General features: G+C 36.9%; 14 protein-coding genes. 3 read left to right on the top strand and 11 right to left on the bottom strand.

The annotated features are described in order from the left end of the window. Positions 1-18: 18 nt before the first annotated feature. From JKA74_RS15045 to JKA74_RS15020, 6 genes are all read right to left on the bottom strand, one after another. Positions 19-2,412, bottom strand: coding sequence for an ABC transporter permease (locus tag JKA74_RS15045; protein ID WP_201432037.1), 2,394 nt, complete (start codon positions 2,410-2,412; stop codon positions 19-21). A 25-nt stretch (positions 2,413-2,437) separates the two neighbouring features. After that, positions 2,438-4,792, bottom strand: a complete 2,355-nt coding sequence (locus JKA74_RS15040) for an ABC transporter permease (protein ID WP_201432036.1) — start codon at positions 4,790-4,792, stop codon at positions 2,438-2,440. A gap of 23 nt (positions 4,793-4,815) precedes the next feature. Beyond that, positions 4,816-7,215 (bottom strand): FtsX-like permease family protein, encoded by a 2,400-nt coding sequence (locus JKA74_RS15035; protein WP_201432035.1) that lies wholly within the window; start codon positions 7,213-7,215, stop codon positions 4,816-4,818. A gap of 11 nt (positions 7,216-7,226) precedes the next feature. After that, positions 7,227-9,626: an ABC transporter permease gene (locus tag JKA74_RS15030; RefSeq protein WP_201432034.1), complete on the bottom strand. Its 2,400-nt coding sequence runs from the start codon at positions 9,624-9,626 to the stop codon at positions 7,227-7,229. A 42-nt stretch (positions 9,627-9,668) separates the two neighbouring features. After that, on the bottom strand, positions 9,669-10,367 hold the full coding sequence (locus JKA74_RS15025; RefSeq protein WP_201432033.1) for an ABC transporter ATP-binding protein: 699 nt from the start codon (positions 10,365-10,367) through the stop codon (positions 9,669-9,671). 515 nt (positions 10,368-10,882) lie between these two features. After that, positions 10,883-12,136 (bottom strand): efflux RND transporter periplasmic adaptor subunit, encoded by a 1,254-nt coding sequence (locus JKA74_RS15020; RefSeq protein ID WP_201432032.1) that lies wholly within the window; start codon positions 12,134-12,136, stop codon positions 10,883-10,885. A gap of 51 nt (positions 12,137-12,187) precedes the next feature. Between JKA74_RS15020 and JKA74_RS15015 the strand changes: the two genes are divergently transcribed. Together JKA74_RS15015 and JKA74_RS15010 are read left to right on the top strand one after the other, a co-directional pair. Further along, positions 12,188-12,442: a hypothetical protein gene (locus JKA74_RS15015; protein WP_201432031.1), complete on the top strand. Its 255-nt coding sequence runs from the start codon at positions 12,188-12,190 to the stop codon at positions 12,440-12,442. 275 nt (positions 12,443-12,717) lie between these two features. Further along, on the top strand, positions 12,718-16,044 hold the full coding sequence (locus tag JKA74_RS15010) for a T9SS type A sorting domain-containing protein (RefSeq protein WP_201432030.1): 3,327 nt from the start codon (positions 12,718-12,720) through the stop codon (positions 16,042-16,044). Positions 16,045-16,349: 305 nt separating this feature from the next. Here the strand turns inward: JKA74_RS15010 and JKA74_RS15005 are convergent, their stop codons facing one another. The 5 genes from JKA74_RS15005 to JKA74_RS14985 form a co-directional block, all read right to left on the bottom strand. Beyond that, on the bottom strand, positions 16,350-17,024 hold the full coding sequence (locus tag JKA74_RS15005; RefSeq protein WP_201432029.1) for a tetratricopeptide repeat protein: 675 nt from the start codon (positions 17,022-17,024) through the stop codon (positions 16,350-16,352). Between the two features lie 194 nt (positions 17,025-17,218). After that, entirely contained in the window at positions 17,219-17,575 is a 357-nt protein-coding gene (locus tag JKA74_RS15000; RefSeq protein WP_201432028.1) for a helix-turn-helix domain-containing protein, read from the bottom strand. Between the two features lie 29 nt (positions 17,576-17,604). After that, positions 17,605-17,901 carry a type II toxin-antitoxin system HigB family toxin gene (locus JKA74_RS14995; protein WP_201432097.1) on the bottom strand — a complete coding sequence of 99 codons (297 nt, stop codon included), beginning with the start codon at positions 17,899-17,901 and terminating at the stop codon, positions 17,605-17,607. A gap of 166 nt (positions 17,902-18,067) precedes the next feature. Then, complete coding sequence (blaOXA, locus tag JKA74_RS14990; protein WP_201432027.1) at positions 18,068-18,907, bottom strand: class D beta-lactamase; 840 nt, start codon at positions 18,905-18,907, stop codon at positions 18,068-18,070. A 74-nt stretch (positions 18,908-18,981) separates the two neighbouring features. Next, a complete protein-coding gene (locus JKA74_RS14985; RefSeq protein WP_201432026.1) occupies positions 18,982-19,428 on the bottom strand; it encodes a GNAT family N-acetyltransferase in 447 nt (148 codons plus the stop codon). Positions 19,429-19,926: 498 nt separating this feature from the next. Here JKA74_RS14985 and JKA74_RS14980 point away from each other — a divergent pair, with 498 nt between their 5' ends. Next, on the top strand, positions 19,927-21,315 hold the full coding sequence (locus tag JKA74_RS14980) for a sigma-54-dependent transcriptional regulator (protein WP_201432025.1): 1,389 nt from the start codon (positions 19,927-19,929) through the stop codon (positions 21,313-21,315). Positions 21,316-21,341 lie beyond the last annotated feature (26 nt).

The following is a 21,341-nucleotide window of genomic DNA, read 5'->3' as shown; positions in this document are numbered from 1 at the left end:
TATCAAGTAGGTTATTGATTATTCTCTTTTTAATGAATCTACGGGGTTCGTATAAGCAACTTTTAAGGACTGGAAACTGATGGTAAACAAAGCAAATACCATAACTATTAGTCCGGAGCCTGCGAATATCCACCAACTTACATCTACTCTATAGGCAAAATCCTGTAGCCATTTATCCATAGCATACCAGGAAATAGGTACTGCAATTAAAATCGAAATCAATATCAGTTTTAAGAAGTCTTTGGAAAGTAAGCCTACAATAGTTGTCACCTCAGCCCCTAATACTTTGCGGATACCGATTTCCTTGGTGCGCTGTTGAATAACAAAAGAAGCCAGGCCAAATAAACCTAAACAGGCAATGAAGATGGTTACTCCCCCACCAATCGCAAACACATTACTTACCCTCCTATCTTCTTTATAAAATGCAGCCCATTGTTCATCCAGAAAATGGTATTCCATTGAAGAACGGGTATCAAAAATTTTGTGCACTTCCTCAGCATGAGCAAGTACTTCTTCGGTATGTTCAGCATTAAATTTTAATGAGAAATAATCGATACTTTGAAATGCATTGGCACGATAGCCCAATATCATAGGCCCCACTTTATTGTGTAATGATTGAAAATTGAAATCCTTTACTACTCCTGCAATTTGTAATTGCTGGCTAATACCATCATCACTAAGTTCCAGAAATTTACCAATAGGATCGTCAAGATTTAAGATTTGAGCGGCCGTTTCATTAATGATAATATGCAGGGAATCTGTTTTGTTATTTCCTGTAAAATTTTCACCTTCTATCAATTGCATTTTATATAAGTTGATCATATCAGCATCAAAACCTATATAGTTCATTTTCATCGAATCAGCACTTCCAAAATTCTTGGTATAAACTTCCTGTATGGACTTCCACTCACCAGGCACCCTTGAAGATACTGCCACACCTTCCACATAAGGAGAATTGGCAAATTCCGATTTTATTGTTTCAAATCGTTCCCTTACTTCACCACTGTTTATGTCCACTATCAACATCTGCTCATTTTCAAAGCCTAGCGGAACATTCTGAACATAATTCAATTGTCTGTAAGCTACTATGGTGGCTATGATCATAATGATGGATAAGGTGAATTGTGTACTCACCAATACTTTCCTCAATACCACACTGCTTTTGCTACTTTTCATAGCTCCTTTCAGGATGCTGGTTGGCTTTAAGCGTGACATCAATATAGCCGGATAGCTACCGGAAAGTAGCCCCACAATAATAGTGATAGAAAATATCAGGAAAAAGATGCTTCCAAAGGTCTCTACATTAAAAACAAATTGTTTATTAGTCAGCTCATTGAAATAAGGCAGTAACAAATCCACCAAAAATACAGACAGTATCAAGGCTATGAAGGCGAATAAGACTGATTCAGACAAAAACTGGGAAACTAATTGATGCCTAAAAGCTCCTGATACTTTTCTGATGCCAATTTCTTTTCCACGATGCAATGATTTAGCAGTGGCCAAATTCATGTAGTTAATACAGGCTATTAAAAGCATAAAAAAACCAATCGCCATAAAAATATAAGCATAGGTGATTTGACCTCTATTGGTATCGCTGGCGTATTCAATACCTGCAGAATTAAAATGAATATCAGATAAGGGCTGTAAGTAAAAATCATGTTGTTGAGGATCTTCAAAATGATTTGCCACAAAACCTTTCATCTTTTGATGAATACTTTCAGGTTTGGCATTTTCCTGAAGCAACAAATAAGTATAGGCTCCATATCGATCCCAGCTATTGGCTATTTCCTTATAAAAATCCCAATCGGTGGGTAATCCTACTAGTATTTTATATTGAATGTGGGAATTTTGAGGTAGTTTTTTAATGACTCCCGTCACCAGAAAATCTGTATCTCCACCGGAATCCAAGGTCTTCCCTAAAGCCTCTGTAGTGCCAAACAAACGTAATGCCCACTCTTCATCTATCACCACAGCAAAAGGTTTTTGCAATGCCGTGGCAGGATCTCCTGCAATCCACTCCAGATTAAAAAGTTCAAAGAAATTGTCTTCAGCAAAATAATAATCCCGCTCCTGATACGCCTCCTCATTGTGCTGAAAAACTATTTGACCTCCAAATTTATATAAGCGTGTGTAGTTTTCTATTTCAGCATACTCATCACTCAAGGTTTTTCCGGTCGGACCGGGCACCATTCCAAACTCCCTGGTTTCTTCTGCTGTTGTATTTACTTCAATAAGCCGGTATAATCTGTCTTTTTTATCATACATACCGTCAAATGAAAACTCATCAATCACCAGCATAAAAAGCAAGCTGCTGCAAGTGATGCCCAGGGTAAGTCCCAATATGTTGATGGTGGAATAAGTTTTATTTTTCCACAGGTTTCTATAGGCGATTTTAAAATAGTTTTTCCACATGATTTCAATTATTAAATAAATACGTTTATTCGTCTTTAAGGGAGTTTACCGGATTAATATTGGCCGTTCTATAGGCTTGGCTTATTATTGTTAAAACAGCAATACTTAGAGCCAAAATGGCTGTTACAATAAAAACATACACTGAAATTGAGATGCGATATGAGAAATTTAACAACCATTCACTCATCAGCCACCATGAGATAGGAATGGCTAAGATGATCGCAATGAATACTAATTTCACAAAATCACTGGAAAGCAAGACTAAAATGCGGGCAACTGAAGCTCCCAGCACTTTTCTTATACCAATTTCTTTGCTTCTTTGCTCTGCAGCATACGCTGATAAGCCAAACAGGCCTAAACAAGAAATAATGATGGCAAGTGTCGAGAATATAGATGTGAGATTGGCTATTCTTTTCTGATTGGCAAAGTTCATAGCGAAAGATTCGTCAATAAATTCGTATTCGAAAGGAATATTAGGATAGTGCAGAGTAAAGGCTTCCCCCACTTTTGCTAAGCTTTCTTTTACCGGCACACCTTTTTTAAGTTTAATATGGATAATACCTAACCAGCTTTCTGGTCCTTCAATTACCATAGGTCGATCTTTTGAAAAAGGCGAACCATTTATAAAATTTTTCACTACTCCCACGACTTGCCAGGCCTTATTATTATCATAAATAGTTTGACCAATTGGCTCATCAAAGCCCATCACTTTCACAGCTTCTTCACTCAAGACTACAGCTAATGAATCAGTGGCATATTTTGAGATATCAATTTCTCTTCCTTGTACAAGCTCCAAGCCAAGGGTGCTCACGGCATCCTGATCTACACCGAATCTGTGTATTGTTATTTTCGATTCCGGATCTTTGCCATCCCAAGTGATGCCCCAGGAATTGCTCCATCCCTCAGTGACTGGGGACATGGTTCTGGTAATGGAATGAACCGCATCATTTTGCGTCAGTTCAGCACGGAAAGCAGGGAATGCTTTTGCCATTTGCTCTCCGTAACTCAAATAAATTAATTGTGAATCGTCATAGCCTTTTTCTCTCTTTTGGGCATGTTCTATCTGCTGCCTTACTATAATGGTGGAAGCAATAAGTATTATTGCAAAAGTAAACTGCACAATTACCAGGATTTTTCTTGGTGCCAATAAGGACTTTGAATTTTTAAAAGTGCCTTTAAGCACTTTAATGGGTTTGAAGGATGATAGAAATAGTGCCGGGTAACTGCCAGCAAGTAGTCCTGTCAATAAAATAAAACCTCCGAACGAGAGCCAAAACCAAATATTTTCAAAAGGAACTGCTAATTCCAACCCAATGATATTGTTAAAAATTGGAAGTAATAATTGCGCTAGCAGAATGGCCAGCAAACCACTGATCATGGTCAGTATTATTGATTCCATCATAAATTGAGCAATCAGCATCTCTCTTCTGGCTCCGGAAATTTTACGAATCCCCACCTCCTTAGCTCTCTTTTCGCTTCTGGAAGTGCTTAAATTCATGAAATTGATACATGCTATTAAAAGAATGAAGATAGCTATCAGCCCAAACATCTTTACATTATCTATTTTGCCACCTACCGGAATCCCATTTTCAAACTCAGAATATAAATGAAGATCTTCCAGTGGATATAAAAAAACTTCGGTGTCTTCAATAGAATGCTCTTGAGTGACAGTTTTCACTTTGTCATTAAGTGACGCGATATTGACATTTTCCTCAAGTTCAACATATGTCTGGATGGAATTATTCCCCCAATAATCATCTGAGTAGTCCATTTGAACCATTAATGACCAAGGTAAAAGTGCATCAAATTCAAATATCGTATTACCGGGGATATCTTGCATAATACCGGTAATGGTCAAAGGTAAATGCCCATCTGTGGTAATGACCTTTCCTACAGCGTCCTGGTTTCCAAATAATCGGGTTGCCATAGATTCGGAAATTACAACTGAATGAGGGTTAGCAAAAACCTGATTTGGATTTCCCTCTATCAGGGGAAAACTGAACATTTGAAAAAACGTAGAATCAACAAATGCGGCCTCTTGTTTTAAGTTCTTCTCTTCTACACTGAATAGAAATTTTCCAAGGTAATAGTGACGCGTGTAATTAATCACCTCAGGGTAATCTGAATAAAGAACGGGAGCTAATGGTTTGGGGGTCTGGTTCCAGCACCAAATTTCGCCTTCAAAGGTATTTCTGTTCCAGGCCTGATATATTTGCTCACCTTTTTCATGGAATCTGTCTACACTTACCTCTCTCATAATCCACAGACTGATAAGCATAGCACCAGCCATACCAACTACCAGGCCAGTTATGTTAAGAAATGTGAAACTCTTGTTTCTGGAAAGGTTTCTTAAGGCGATTTTAAAGTAGTTTTTTATCATGAGTGTTGGCTTTAGACGGCTTTTTATTCACTCTTTAAATTATTAACAGGGTTTTGCCCGGCAGCCATTAGCGATTTATACCAAATGGTAATTAATGAAATAGCCATTACCAGCACCACAGAAACAATGTAAATCCATAGCGGTAATTCAGTTCGATAGGCAAAACTTTGCAACCAGGTATCGCTGAAGTAAACCCCTGCTCCTATGGCTATGATGGCAGATAAAACCAAAAGCTTTACAAATTCAAATGATAGCAGTTTTAAGACATCAAAAGAATTGGCTCCCAATACTTTTCTGATGCTGATTTCCTTGGAACGCTTATTCGCAACAAAGGAAACCAATCCAAATAGACCCAAACATGCTATGCAAATGGCAATTATAGAGAAGGTGGTAAACACCTGACCGATTTTTGTTTCGGCTTCATAAAGCGCATTATATTTATCGTCCAAAAACTGGTATTCAAAAGGGCGGTGAGGCACCAGCTTTTTCCAAATAGTCTCTACTCCTGCCAAGGTATTTTTAACATCCCCATTTTGTAGTTTTGCCACTAAATAGTTTCCTTGTTCCGGCTCTATAAAAAGCCCCAAAGGTTTAATTTCCTCATGTAGCGAACTGAAATGAAAATCCTGAACTACTCCTTTAATAGTAGATTTTCTTCCTCCAAAATCCACTTTTTTTAGAATCGCTTCTTCCGGAGTATATCCCATTTCATTGGCGGCTGTTTCATTAATCAATATCCTATAATGTGCTTCAGGCCCAGTTCCATTGTCATCCTGCTCGGTCAAATCATTACCTGCCACTATATTCAGGCCCAGGCTTTTAGCCATGTCAAAATCACCAGCCAAGCCATTTATATTTACAGCATATTCCTGCGTTTTACCTTCTTCAATAATTCTGTATCCGGCTTTAATTACCACAGGATTGTCTGAAGTAACCGCCACATGTTTAGCAAGCCCTTCTCTTTTCAATTCAGATTTTAAGGCAGATACCTGATCTTGCATTTTATAATCCAAAGGCATGGTAATCACCATATCTTTATCATATCCAAGATTTTTATTTTGAATAAAATTCAACTGGAAATATATAATTGCGGTGGCAATAATCATAAACATAGAAACAAAAAACTGAAATACGACCAGCACCTTTCTCATATTGCCACCTTTTCCTATACTAAGACCTTTCGATTTAAGAGATTGTGCAGGTTGCAATGCAGATATCATCCAGGACGGATAAAAGCCTGAGAGCAATGTAACAATCAAGGCAATCAAGATGAAAAATGTCAAAAAAGGAAATGATAAAAGTAAATCAACATCAGTGTTAATTCCGGAAAGTGTTTTGAACTGTGGAAATAAAGCATACATCAGAATATAGGCTATCAACAAACTGATAGTCACTAATAAACCAGCTTCTGCCAAATACATTCTGATTAACTGAGAACGGCTGGCACCCATTACTTTTCGGATACCTGTTTCTTTATTCTTATCACCACTTTCAGCAGTTGCTAAATTAATATAATTAATAGAAGCAATGAGGATGATCAATAGCGCAGCAAAACCAAAAATATATAGATAGCGCACATCAATAGTAGGTTTGGCACCGCTTAAAAACTCTTCTCCAAAGTGGAGGTCAGTCAATGCATGAAGGCCGAAACTGACTTTAAAGTGATACTGGGCCATCATATCTGATAATAATTCACTTGTACGAGCATTGATCTGTTGAAGAGTTTCCTCTTCACTCACTCCCTGATGAATCTTTACATAAGTGATATAATTACTTGGTTGCCATTCAGGATTTTTGGCCGCATTTAATATTTTAAAGGGGGCAAAAAATTCATATTCAAAATGAATATTATCGGGTAAATCATCTAATACAGCACCAATCTCATAGGTTTTAGTATCACCAACAATAATATCCGCACCCATAGCCTTATCGGTGCTGCCATAATATCGGATAGCAGCTGATTCTGTTAAAACCATTTTCTCCCCACTTGCAAGTGCAGCAACAGGATCTCCTGCCAATACTTCCAGATTAAAAAGCTCAAAGAAACTTTCATCCACATAGCTGAATTTATACTCCGACTGATTTTCACCATCCGTTTTAATCAATGTAGGACCAAACATAGCAACATTGAAAAGACGTGCCGTCTTCTCTACTCCTGCAATATCATCTTGCATCATATTCGCCAACATTGCTGGGGTATTAGCAATCTCCTGGGAATTGCCCCCCACTTCAAAAGTCTGGCTTATCTGGAAAATTCGTTCTTTATCTGCAAAGTTGCGGTCGTAGCTCCAATGATGATAAATATAAAGACTTATAGCCATTAGGCTCAAAAAACCGATCGACAGACCGATTACATTAATACCGGTATACAACTTCTTCTTTAAGAGTTGTCTTAGCGATGTTTTAAAATAATTCTTCCACATTTTTTTAATATTTATTCATTCTTCAATGACTCCACAGGATTGATTTTTAAGGCTTTATGAACTTGGCTACCGATGGTGAGGGCTACTACCCCCAAAACCAGAAGAAAGCCAATAGCGATAGTTCCTACCCCAAAATCTACTTTATAGGCATTCATTTTCAGCCAGCTCACATTCACAAAATAAGCCAGTGGCCCCGCGATCAAATAGGAAATTCCTATTAAAATCATAAAGCTCTTACTTACCGTCATGGTGATGTTCCAGGCTTCTGCGCCCAATGTTTTTCTGATACCGATTTCCTTGGTTTTATTCTGAATATGAAAAATAACCATCCCCAAAAGCCCGAGGCATGCCAGGGAAACCACAATCATGGTCACATAACTCAGTATGGCGAGAATAGCGGCAAGGTAGCCGTAGCTCACTTTAAGATCATCTTCAAAATAACTATAGCTAAATGGCCGGTTGGTATGCTTTTTCCAGCCTGCTTCCAATTGGGCAAGCGTTTCTTTATCCTGCTCAGAATTAATAGTCACTATCATGGTTCGCACTTCGGAAGGCTGGTATCTTAATGCCATCGGCCCGATTTCTTCATCCATTCTTTCATAATGGAAATCTTTTAGGACTCCAATGATCTCCACCTGATTGTCATCAACTGTTAAAAGTTGACCAATGGCTTCTTCAGGGTTCTCCCATCCGATGCGCTCTACTGCACGTTCATTAATTAAAATATAGCGTTCTTCATTCGGCATGTTTTCAGGGAAGTTCCTTCCTGCCAATAATTCAATTTCCATGGAGTTTACATAGTGATTATCTACTCCCAGGAAGTTCATGTATAAGGGTTCTTCCTCATTTGGTAAATCTACTTCAAAACCATTATTGGTGCCCAATGCCGGCATGTGCGTAGTAGCCGAAATGGCTTGCACATTGGCTATGGAATTAAATTCATTTTTAATGGTTTCATAAGGCATGCCATCTAATTTCACATTCAGAATATTCTCTGTCTTAAAACCATGGTCAGCCGTCAACACCATATTCATCTGCTGATATAATGTAATAATGGTCACCACAAAGAAAATGGAGAAAGCAAACTGCGTGACCACCAAAACTTTGCGAATACTAAAGCGTGCAATGCCTATTTTCTTACCCAAATTTTCGAGGTTTATAGACTTTTTAAGAGCTGTCAGAGCATTAGTTGAGGAGAAAAAGATTGCCGGAACAATGCCTGCTATGATGCCGATTAAAGCCGCAAATCCTACATAAAATAGATATAGATAATTGGTTTTATCAAAGCGAATGGGCGCTCCCAAAGAAGTAAACAAAGTATTAAGCGATGGATGGAGATACTCCACTAAAAGGGCAGCTATAGCAAAAGCAAGGAGGGAAATGATGATGGCCTCCATCAGGAATTGCGCCATGATATGCTTTTTACCAGCTCCAATAACTTTTCTTACCCCTATTTCCTTAGCACGATTCATGGCCCTGGCTGTGGTTAAATTGGCATAGTTAAAACAAGCCGAAAGCATAACGACAAGGGCTAAACCCAGTAGGACATAGATAATAACGGCAGGCAAGCCAAAGCCCATTGTATTGCTGAGCAATGGCCCCAAGGTAATTTCTGACAGGGGTTGTATTTTAAAGTGAAAGCTGTAATCTCCTTCATCATCGTAATTATCGAGTGAAGCTTTATTCAGAATAGGTGCTAAATCATCTTCTTTGAAGTTTTCGGAAGTTTTGATATAGATATAATTATCATAAATATAGTTCCAGTCGGTTAAGGAAGCTGAGAGTTTCCCTTCTTTTTCTAATAAGGGAAGCCCATTTACTGAGGCCATCATATCAAAATTAAAATGCGTTTTGCCGGGAAATTCTTCCAATACGCCTGTCACCAGATATTCCCCTACTTCTTCTACCTCAATGGTTTGTCCGATTGGATCAGCGTCCCCAAATAATTTAACCGCCATTTCATTGGTTATGACCACTGCATTAGGAAGCGTAAGGGCTTCAAAAGCATTACCTGATTTCATAGGGAAATTGAAAATGCTGAAGACCTCATTATTGCCAAAAATTCCTTGAAATGGAATTTCAGCCTGTTGCCATTTGGCAGTACCTTCAAAATTTCTTTTCACCAATGCTAATTCTTCTATCCCTTGCTGCCCCTGTAAAGTAGCTGCTAATGGAAAAGCGGTGGTTGCCGTACTCCAGGTTCCATCATTTTGCTTTTCACGATCTGTAATTACCCTATAGATCCTGTCCGAATCGCTATGGAAATTATCATAAGAATATTGATCTGCTACAATTATGATCAAGAGCAAGCATACCGTCATACTCACTGCCAATCCGAAGACATTGATAAAAGAGACGGTTTTATTCCTGAGAATATTGCGAATAGCAACGAGTATGTAATTTTTCAGCATGGCCGTAATTTTAAATTTTGAGGTATTTTTATTGATCAGTTATCACACATGAAACTGCTCTCTTATATTTTCTGTAACTACCTGACCGTCAAATAAATTGATCACTCTGTGGGCATAATTACTATCATGCGGTGAGTGTGTTACCATTACAATGGTGGTGCCTTCATTATTCAATTGCTCCAATAATTTCATCACCTCTTCACCATTGGCAGAATCGAGATTACCTGTTGGCTCATCCGCCAAAATCACTGCAGGATTGGCCACTATGGCTCTGGAAATAGCTACTCTTTGTTGCTGTCCACCTGAAAGTTGTTGCGGAAAATGATTTCTTCTATGCATAATGTTCATGCGGGTTAAAACTTCTTCCACTTTTTGTTTACGCTCCGCAGAAGGCACTTTCATATACAATAGAGGAAGCTCTACATTTTCAAATACAGTCAACTCATCTATCAGGTTAAAGCTCTGAAATACAAAGCCAATTGAACCTTTTCTTAACTGAGCTCTCTGCCTCTCGGAATATTTGGCCACTTCATGATCCACAAAGTGATATTCCCCTGAGTTAGGATTATCCAACAAGCCCAGGATATTCAGTAAAGTGGATTTTCCACAGCCTGAAGGGCCCATGATGGCCACAAACTCTCCTTTTTTGATTTCGATATTAATCCCATCTAAAGCAGTGGTTTCCACTTCCTCTGTGGTGTAAAGCTTCTTTAAATTGACTGTTTTGATTACGTGATCCATATTTTATAAAGTGTTTAATTTTTTAAGTTATTAAGTTGGCATGTTGCCAGGTTTTTAGGTTGACATATGCCAGATTTCAATATTTAGTCTTCAATAATTTATTATTTTTCTATTTCTTTAATATCATTTTGCACTTACAAATTTCCACTCCCATACTCCCTCCTCAATGCTATTAAGTCAAGCTTTTATTCAAACCTCAACCTTTCATCCTTCTCCGATGGGAGAAGGAAAATTGTCTTAACTTAATAGCATTGCCCCCCTTGGGGGTTCGGGGCATTTCGGTCTGACCTTCGGTACTGACCTCAATTCCTCCTTAAGCAACACCCCTATGATCCCCTAAAGGGGATAGACTATTCGATTTAATTTAGCAGAAAACAGTAAACTTTATCACCATCTTCTTACTCTATAGATCTCAAGCTTAATAAAGTGTCGCTAGATTATGAGCAATTAGCTTGATCAGTGCGCCTTCCACCCTTGAGGGGGGTTAGGGGGGTGTTGCCAAATTTAATAGCCCCCTACTTCAAGCTCAGCTTCTCATTGTCTCCATAATTATCATAACCCGACACAATTACCTTATCTCCTTCGGATAAGCCGTCTAGTACTTCATAGTAATCCACATTTTTCCTGCCGAGCCTGATAGGTTTTTTAATAGCTTCTGACTCGTTTTCAGGATTAATGATATAAACCCAATTGCCACCTGTATCTTTATAAAACCCTCCAACAGCCAATAATAAAGTCTCCTCGGTGGCTCCCAATTCCAGTTTAATCCGAACAGTTTGTCCTCTCTTAATACCTTCAGGACTCTCTCCATCGAACACCATATCCACTTCAAATCTTCCTCCGGCTATGGTAGGATATATTTTATTGATAACGAGCTGGTAAGTTTCTCCTGAAAAAGTAAAGGAGCCAACTTGTCCAATATCAACTCTAGGAAGGTATAGTTCATCTACAGCTACCCTGATTTTGTAATTATTCATTTCATCAATTTGCCCAAGGCGCTGACCGGAGTTAATAGATTGACCGATTTCTAATTGTGGAGTAGATAACTGACCTGCTTTTGGTGCCCGGATCACCAGGTTATTCAAAATTCTACCAACAGCATCAAGGCTTCTTTGCATGCGTTGTTCGGAATTGGAGAGCTGCCTTAACTGTATCACCCTGGCAATGGAGTCATTTCTGTAGCTTTTATAGGTGAGTTTCTTACGTTTTACATTATACTCATATTGCTCCCTGATTTCCTCAAACTCCCTTTCTGAAATAAATTCATCTTCAAAAAGCTTTTTAAAGCGGTAATATTGAGGTTTAAGCAAGTTCAACTGATAATCAATTTCTGCTAATTGGGCCAGCTGGCTCAAATCATTCTGATCCAACAGTAAACGTGTCTGTCTAAGGTTGTTGATTTGTTCATACAATTGGGTTTCCCGTTGCATTACATCCAGTTGAAGGTTAGAATTAGTGAGGCTTAAAATGGTATCGCCCTTAGTTACCATCTCCCCAGATTCACGGATAATATCAGCTATGATTCCTCCCTCAATGGCATCCAGGTAATAGGTTCCCCCTGGTTCCACATTACCGGTAACAGGAATAAAATCTTTGTACTCCCCCATTTTCACAGTAGCTATGCTCAATCGGTCTTTGTTTACATTTAAAGTGGATCGGTTATCTGCAAAAAGCAGTTGAAACACTATAAAACTTAAAACAGCTACTCCTAAAGTAATTAAAAGAACACGTTTGACTGTCCACCTTTTCCGCTCAATTTTTTTATCCATTTTTTTTGAATTCTAATATCTGCCTATCCGTTTACCAACTCTGTGCCAAGTATGCCAAAAGTAGCCTTAAGACCATTTAAAGACATTATTCCGTATTTCAATACGTTCATAAAAGCACGCAAACGTCCGCTGGCGGACGCCTTGGTTTTTGGGGAGAAGTTAAGGGGAATTTATGGATGTGGGGAAGGGATTTTGGATTTGGAGGGTGGGGCTATTTTGGGTTTAAGGTGGTTTGGAGTGTTCGTTGAAGAGGATATAGTCATTTTAAGCAGCCACCATGCAGAGCATGACGGGAATGGGGCTTGATCCTGAAGAGATACAGTTACCTCTACACCCTGGCAAGCAATAAAGAAAATAACACTACTTTTTATATAATATACAAAGGCCTTATTCGTCCGATATACACACTTTTTTCTGGTGTGAAAATTAGAACTCATTTCATTTTGCTTTTCAAAGCACGTCAGAAAGTGTAATCGTAATCTCTTTAATTTGATAAAATTATTTATCAAAAAATTAAATATGATTGCCTAAAACACATAAAAATACTTTAGTTTAGCCAACCAAAAATTAAAAACATATTTATGAACCATTATTATAAACTAATACTGGTATTAACAACCAATTTGTTACTATCCAACATAGCACTATCACAGGTATTTGATGAGACATTCAAGCCAGCAATTCTAGGAAATTCTTTAATCAAAGAGATAGTGCCAATATCTGAAGAAAGAAATATTATTGTAGGTGATTTTTTCTATTTAAATGGAGAAAAAACAGCAAACATAGCGGTAGTAAACTCCGATGGTAGCAAAGATCCTAATTTTAAAATAGACGAAGAGGAATTACCTGAAGGCGAATTTTTTACTGCCTTCTATGACGCTGAAATAAACAAAATATACGGAGGAGGTCATTTCGAGAGCGGAATAGGACTTATACGATTCAATATGGATGGTAGTATTGATCAAACTTTCAATGCCTTTAGTGATTGTAATAATGTTCACCACATTAGAAAACAATCTACTGGGAAAATTGTAGTATTTACCACGAACTTTCCAGAAACAATGTACAGATTAACTTCCACAGGAGAGCTTGATAACAGTTTTCAGGGTTCCACTGGCCCTAGTACCTACACCACTGCATCCATAACATTTGAAATACTGGAAAATGACAAAATTATTTTTGGAGGAGACTTTGAAAATTTCAACGGTGAGGCAAATAATACAATCGTATTATTAAATGAGGACGGAACAATTGATGAGAATTTTGATATTGGTGCAATTAATCAATCAAATGGGGGAAACGCTATGGTTAGTAACATCAATCCTCTTACAGATGGCCGCTACTTCATTTCAGGTAGTTTTTCTAGTATTCAAGGAAATGATGCAAATAATTATGCTATAATTGACGAAACAGGTAAATCTGACCCTTCATTCACACTTCAAGGTCAAGCAGGAAGTACCTTTACCGGAAACGTGTCCTCAACAATCACAAATGACAATCATTTCATTTTACATGGTCGTACAAGTTTCTCTAATGCATTGGTAAGTAAAGTAGATCTTAATGGGAATTTTGTCTCAAATTTTAATAAAATAAATTTATCAATTTCCACTCCAGAAGGATACTATTTTGATTATAATTCTATAGTATTAAATGGGCAGAATTTTTACACTGCAGGTCAATTTAATTCTTCTGGCACTCTTGATCTTAATAGAACACTCAAAGCAGACCTTAATGGTAATATAGTAGAAGATTACACCGTACAAATTGGTTATAAAGCAAGCATTAATGATGCCCTACTATTAGAAAATGGTAAGACTTTAATTGTAGGGGAATTTACAAAAATTGACAATACTGAAACATCAAATATTGCATTAATAAATCCTGATGGAAGTGTTGATACAGAATTTATTAATGCTATTGGAACTGGTATTGATGGTGTTCCTAGAAGTTTGGTAAAAGCAAGTGACGGGAGCGTTATAGTTACTGGTCGCTTTGATTCCTTTAATGGGAATACTGTAAATAATATAATGAAAATCAGCACTTCCGGTGTATTAGATGAATCCTTTGAGGCGAATTTACAAACAATTTCATTGGGTATAGTAGGGAATGATATTCTCGAACTAGCAAATGAAAAAATAATAGTTACCGGGCATTTCAATTATGTGAATGGCGAAGAAAGGCATTCCATTGCAATGCTCAATCTGGACGGTAGTCTTGATTTAAATTTTGATGCAAGCAACCTATTGGAGACAAACTCAACTGTAAATGCAATAGCAATAAAGGATAATGAAACGATTGTAATAGCTGGTGAAAAAGAGGTCAATAACGAATCCTTTCTAATGGAATTAAATACTAATGGCGAGCTGGTATTTGATTATATGGCCAGTAATGACATTGCGAAGTATAGCGTTTCTGCCATATCCGTTCTTTCTAATAATTCTATTATTGCTTCCTCCTATAATAAAGAAACATTTAATGATTGGCCACTATTGCAGTTTAACACAGAAGGAATTTTAGTTGATGAAACTAGTATAAATTCTTCACAAAATTCCTTTAATACAATGATGCCTATTAATGATTCGACACTATACGTTGGTGGGCAGTTTTTGTCTATTAATGGATACCCCATAGAAGGATTTGCTAAAATAGGATTAGATGGACAAGTTTATACTGATTTTGATTATGGTTTGATAACGCCTGGAGATTATGCTGGTGCATCCATAAATAAAATAATCAACTACAATGAAAATCAATTATTAATTTGTGGTGCATTCTTAGGAAATGAAGATTTCCCTTTATTTAATATGGGGATTTTGAATATTGCGGCACCCTTGACTCCCCAGAATCTTAACGTCAGTTTTGATTTTGAAAATGGAAACTCCATCACTTGGAATAGTAATGATAGTAAACTACCACAATTTGAAATTTACAAGAAATCAGCTGCCGACAATTTTGTTGTCATCGATACCTCAAGTGCTGAAACTTACAGTTTCATTGATGACAATATAAACCTTAAAGAAGATTATGTTTATAAAATTAGAGCTATAAATTCAGGGTTTTATTCACAGTTTACAGATGAAATTTCTATTCTTACGGATAGCATCTTGCCAATCAACTCTGCCAATTTCGATTTTAATTTTTTAGCTGGTACAGAAATAACTATGCCTGTACCTGCCAAAGAATATGGAACAGATCATTCCATCACCTTATATAAATCGAGCGACAGTGAAAACTTTACAGAGGTGCTTACCTCAGTAAATATAGAATCATTAAATTATACAGATAATGAAGTAGAATTAAACAAGGAATATGAATACAAAACTAAATCTACAGTAGGAATATTTACTTCAGAATTTTCAAACACCTTCAATTACACTACGCCAGAATCAGCATTTCTTGAAGTTCCTTATGAGTTAAACACTAATATTCAAAACGATCAAATAACAATCTCTTGGGAATATGATCAAGCAGTGCTAGGCTTTGAGGTTTTAAAACTAACAGGAACAGAAAGTGAGTTTGGTGTTGCAGACACAGTGGAAACAACTACCTTTAATGATCAAGATATTGAACTGTTTCAAACATATAATTATAAAATAAAAGCTTTCAATGCATTTGAGTCTTCCGATTATGCTGAACTGGAATCAGCTCTTATTACCGCTCAAAGTGAGAGATTAAGCTCCAAGCTAAAAGCTTTTCCAGTTCCTGCAACAGATAAGTTATCGATTTCAATGGATGGGACTAAAATTCAAAATATTCACTTGATTAATACTCAAGGAAAAATTGTGCTTAAACAAACTGCAGAAAAAGACAATTTAACTTTGGATATCAAATCCTTAGAAAAAGGAATTTACCTCCTGAAAGTTATTTCCAATGGAGAATATGCAATAAAAAGGATTGTTAAAGAATAAAGCTATACTATAAGACATCAGTACCCGAATAAACGTATGCTACCCTATACAAATCAGGTAGCATACACCTTATTTGACTATCGGATAGAATCACCCTTAAACACCTGAACATTTACAGGTTTTGGTTGCTAATGAACTTTCTGCCTAAATATAGAAGATTAATTATAAATTACATCCTAAAAATACAGATGTTAATCGAAAATTAGGTGAATTCCCAGATTCGGAAAGCAAGCATACTTCTGCGCAAGCCAATATGATATGAGTTTGCCAGCTGTAGAATTGAAAAACGTATGAGCATTTAAAAATTAATTACAGTATGCGGAAATATATTCTTTTGCAGTACTAAATCCATTTTCAGAAGCTTTGATCCAATCGTTACAAGCTTCAGCTTTCCGTTTCAAATTATAATAGGCCATTCCCCGGTTTGCATATGCTCCATAATGATCAGGGAATTCATTTAATGTACTAGTATAATTTAGAACGGCTGCTTTATAGTCTTTTAATTTTAAATAGCTGTTACCCCTATTAAAATAGAATAAATATTTTAAAGGGTTACCCTCTTTCACAAGATTGATAGCTTTATCATATTCTGAAATAGCTTCTTTAAGTTTATTTTGTTTCTGATATATGTCAGCGGTATACATATAGAGGTCTGCTTCATCAGGGTGATGCAGCTTTGCCCCAGAATATGCTTCAAGGGCACAATTATTATCATCTAACTTTAAACAGGCATCAGCAAGATTGTAATAGTAAATGATTTGTGATGGGTCAAGAGCTATTGCTTCCTGAAAATGTAAAATAGCTTTACTATAATGACCGCTCTCCAGAAGTGTATATCCTTTATTATTAATATTATTAGCCTCTCTGAGCGTAGGATTTAATTCATCAACTTCCTGAGCATATGCTGTGCTGGTTACTATAAAAAGAATAAAAATCCTCATAGATAGTAAATGATTGACTAAGAATTTCTTGAAGTTCAAAAGATTTGTCAGTTAGTGGATTCAAATATAATCACAATATTTGTATTGTAATGCTTCATAAAGTCTCTTACTCTATTGCAACGTCATCAAGTGAAAGAATTCAAGCCTCTCAGGAATTGGAGGCTTTTTTAGTTTATAAGGTCAAAAATAACATTGAAGCAAATATTGTCTTTAGTGCTTATCAAAGCATTTTATTAATAATCCTGAATTAAAACTTCTGTTGGAATTTTTAAATTGATGTTTAATTTCCGGATCATTTCCAGAGTCAGTTTACGCTTTTTATTCATTATTTCGCTTACCCGGCTTTTAAATCCAATCATTTCCACCAGGTCTTTTTGTTTTAAACCCATTTGTTCCATCCTAAAATTTATAGCTGATATAGGGTCTGGCATTCCAATAGGGAAATGTTCGCTTTCATATTTATCAATCAAAATAGATAAAATTTCAAGTTCATCACCTTCCTCAGTTCCTCTTCTAGCGTCAAAAATCACTTCTAAACGTTCCAAAGCTTTCTTGTAGTCAGCTTCATTTCTTATCGGCTTTATTTTCATATTAAATCTCGTTTGCGTTAATTTTATGCTTACGCCATAGCTTCAGCGTAGGCGCTGTCGTATTCAGCGTGAGTTCCAACAAATCTAATCCAGGCAAGTTGATATTCAAAGTTAAATTTTACTATCAGTCTGTATCTGTTACCTCTAATGTTAAATACAATTCGATTTTCCTGTAAAATACTTGCATTGGGAAATTCAGATTTAAGTTCATTTATCGAGTTCCAATTCGATTTTTCAGTTTCCCGATACCAAATTTTAAGTTGCATCTCACAGTCACCGTGTTTTTCCCAGAAATCTCGTAATGTTCCTCTCGAAAATATTTTCAAATCAAAGCTGTTTAACACAAATGCAATGAAAAAAGTTACCAAAACGATAACTTTTTCAGCAATTGATTGAAAAAATAGGCTTTATCATAAAGTCTGAAACAAATTAACCCCCTTTGCCGAATCGCCTTTTTTAAGTTTCAGGATCTTTAAATGTCACATAACATATTTAATCAATAATTTCCATCTGCTCAAACGCCTTCATTGTCACTTCTTTCCTGATCTCCGGAAACCCGGCCATATCAAATTGTGCTTGGGGCTCAACGTTTGTAGCAAAAAAGTAGGTGTTGTTTTGGGCTTCAACATATCCCACAAACCAACCATTGTTAATTCCGTTGCTACTTGACCAGCCGGTTTTTCCACTCAATTTGTAATGATCATTCACTTCCACCACCATCATTCTTTTCATGATCATCTCCGTGCGCTCAGAAATTGGGAGTTTAGATTGATAAAACCGCTTTATAAAGTCTATTTGCTCAAATTGAGTAATGCGAGATGCTCCCTGAAGCCAAAATAAATCAATATTTTTTGAATCAATCTGCATATTCCCATATTCAAGCGTATCAAGATATGTAATCATTTTTTCTACACCAATTTTCCTGGCTACTTCCTGGTAACACGGCACACACGAAAAATGAAAAGCGTCCCTGAGAATTAAATCCTGTTCCCAATTCTTCATTCTTCTATCTTCTCCGTCCCACTTAAAAAGTGTACTGTCGTTTTCCACTGTCCCTGTTTCAAGTGCTATAATGGAGTTGGTTATTTTGAAGGTAGAAGCCGGCAACTGCCCTTTATTAGCCCATTTAAAATCATTCGAATAATATATATCGGCTTCTAAGTCGTAAATTAAAATGGCTCCCTCCACCTCTGCTGAGTCCATAATTGCTTGAAATTCCGTGACTACTATTTCACGCTCAATGGTTTTATCATTCTGTTTATCAGAGCTGGTCTCTTTCCCTGTGCAGGCAAAGAAGAGTATTAATAGGGGTAAAATGTATAATATTTTCATTTAGTTATAGGAGTTTTAATGTTTGGCTATCTTGAGTGCGGCTTCATCATAAAGTATTGAATCTTTAAAAAAAGTTAAGCTTTATTCGGCTGTTCCATCTCATATAAATCAAAACCATCTGCCCAATAGTCTTTCTTAATCTTCAGCAGTTTAAAGCCCATCTTTTCATAAAACAGGTAAGTATGTTGTGAGGTCCTTACCACAATTAATTCAAAATCCTCCTTAGCATTGATATGCTCAATTCTATGTTGAGTCAATTTCCTGCCTATCCCCTTTCCGTGCTTGTTTGTGTGAATGATATCCCACGATATCACGGCTGTTTTGGCTTGTGGCTCATAATTAATGCCACCGGCACCTATAATCTCACCTTCATCTTCCACTACATAGTAATCTTCAATATGATTTTCCAGGTAATCGATTAAGCCCGCTTTTTCTGCGGCATCAAAATATTGAGGCGTATTTAAATCAAACAATTGAAGAACGGCTGACTGGTCGGATGCTATGTAGGGTCTTATTTTCAATTTAATTGTTGTTAAGCAAGTTGATTCATTATTAAATTTATACTATTCTTTTGATTTCTATAACTCACCGCTAATTTATCTGCGATAAATTTTTCCCCTCTCTCCCGAGAATAGAGGGAGGAACCTCGTAAGCATCCTTATTATTCTTTTAATTTATTATAGTTAAAAGAATTATCAAAATAATAAAGATTGCTCCTAATATTCCCTTCTCTTTGCAAAAGAGAAGGGTGGTTCCGCGGAGCGGAATCGGGATGAGTCTCACAACCCAGCACCCAAAAACCTTCCGTCCACCATTGGTCACAAACGTCCGATATCGGACAGCTTGAAAGATTCAATAAAAATAGTAAATTTAAAAAAACAGTGATATAAGTTATTGAAAGCATTATTCATGCTACTTTTAAAATTCAATCGCATCATTCGAAGCAAATCGGTATGGGATTTGACTACCAATTGATAAATGCCAAATTTATTCGCCTATTAATTTGAAAATTTTTAACAATGAACGACCTAAAAGCGGGCACTTTACTTATAGTAGATGACAACCTTGACTTACTCAACGCTGCTAAAATCTTTTTAAAAAGACATTTTAAAAGGGTTGATATAGAAAGCAACCCCAATTTGTTGCCCACTCTCCTGCAAAATGATAGCTATGATATCATTTTACTGGATATGAATTTCACACGCGATGTAAGTACTGGGCAGGAAGGTTACCATTGGCTCAACAAAATACTGGAAATAGATCCTTCAGCCATCGTTATCCTCATTACGGCCTATGGAGATGTTAATACTGCTGTAAAAGCAATCAAACACGGAGCCACCGACTTTGTATTGAAGCCATGGGAGAATGATAAATTATTGGCAACTTTAAATGCTTCACTCAAATTAAAAAGTGCCAGCGAGAAAGTAACGCAACTACAATCGCAACAAAAACAATTAAATGCTGATATCGATAGAAGGTTTAGAGATATCATTGGGAAAAGTGATGCCATTCAGCATGTATTTGACACTATCAAACGAGTGGCAAGAACAGATGCCAATGTACTCATCACAGGAGAAAATGGAACAGGTAAAGAATTAATAGCAAGGGCTATTCACAGAAACTCCCTTAGGGATGATGCCGTTTTTGTAACAGTGGATTTAGGGGCGGTAACTGATAGTTTATTCGAGAGTGAGTTATTCGGTCATAAAAAAGGCGCTTTTACAGATGCCAAGGAAGACAGGGCCGGCCGCTTTGAAGTGGCGCAGAATGGCACTTTGTTTCTGGACGAAATAGGCAACATCAGCCTGCCACAACAAGCCAAGCTACTCACTGCACTACAAAACAGAAAAATTACCCGTGTAGGAAGCAATAAAGCCATTGATATTGACATAAGATTGATAAGTGCCACCAATATGTCTATTAATGAAATGATAAATGAAGGCAAATTTCGTCAGGATCTTTTGTACAGGATCAATACCATTGAAATAAAATTGCCTGCCTTACGCGAACGCCCGGAAGATATTCCTCTGCTTGTTGAACATTACATAAAATTTTATAGCAAGAAATATAACAAAGAAATCCATAAAGCCAGTGATGCTACATTGGCCAGAATGATAAGATACGATTGGCCGGGCAACATCCGTGAACTGCAGCATAGTATTGAAAGAGCCGTTATTATGAGTAATCATAATATCCTCCAACCTGAAGATTTTTTCTTCCAGTCGACACAACATGAGGATAGGAAGAACGGCAATGTGAACCTGGACCATTTGAACATTGAAGATGTTGAGAAAATACTGATCCGAAAAGCCCTGGATAAAAACTTTGGTAATATCACACAGGCGGCACAGGAACTCGGACTGACTCGTTCATCGCTTTACAGAAGGCTGGAAAAGTATGGCTTATAAAATAACCAGGGAATGAAAAAGCAAAT

Source organism: Marivirga aurantiaca (genome assembly GCF_016679925.1).
Taxonomy (GTDB): domain Bacteria; phylum Bacteroidota; class Bacteroidia; order Cytophagales; family Cyclobacteriaceae; genus Marivirga; species Marivirga aurantiaca.
The sequence above is the reverse complement of the archived record's forward strand: the minus strand, read 5'-3'. Positions and strand labels throughout refer to the sequence as shown.

Coding starts and splice junctions, on each gene's coding strand:
- JKA74_RS15045 (WP_201432037.1), bottom strand. CDS start 2,412: ATGTGGAAAAACTATTTTAAAATCGCCTATAGAAACCTGTGGAAAAAT.
- JKA74_RS15040 (WP_201432036.1), bottom strand. CDS start 4,792: ATGATAAAAAACTACTTTAAAATCGCCTTAAGAAACCTTTCCAGAAAC.
- JKA74_RS15035 (WP_201432035.1), bottom strand. CDS start 7,215: ATGTGGAAGAATTATTTTAAAACATCGCTAAGACAACTCTTAAAGAAG.
- JKA74_RS15030 (WP_201432034.1), bottom strand. CDS start 9,626: ATGCTGAAAAATTACATACTCGTTGCTATTCGCAATATTCTCAGGAAT.
- JKA74_RS15025 (WP_201432033.1), bottom strand. CDS start 10,367: ATGGATCACGTAATCAAAACAGTCAATTTAAAGAAGCTTTACACCACA.
- JKA74_RS15020 (WP_201432032.1), bottom strand. CDS start 12,136: ATGGATAAAAAAATTGAGCGGAAAAGGTGGACAGTCAAACGTGTTCTT.
- JKA74_RS15015 (WP_201432031.1), top strand. CDS start 12,188: ATGCCAAAAGTAGCCTTAAGACCATTTAAAGACATTATTCCGTATTTC.
- JKA74_RS15010 (WP_201432030.1), top strand. CDS start 12,718: ATGAACCATTATTATAAACTAATACTGGTATTAACAACCAATTTGTTA.
- JKA74_RS15000 (WP_201432028.1), bottom strand. CDS start 17,575: ATGAAAATAAAGCCGATAAGAAATGAAGCTGACTACAAGAAAGCTTTG.
- blaOXA (WP_201432027.1), bottom strand. CDS start 18,907: ATGAAAATATTATACATTTTACCCCTATTAATACTCTTCTTTGCCTGC.
- JKA74_RS14980 (WP_201432025.1), top strand. CDS start 19,927: ATGAACGACCTAAAAGCGGGCACTTTACTTATAGTAGATGACAACCTT.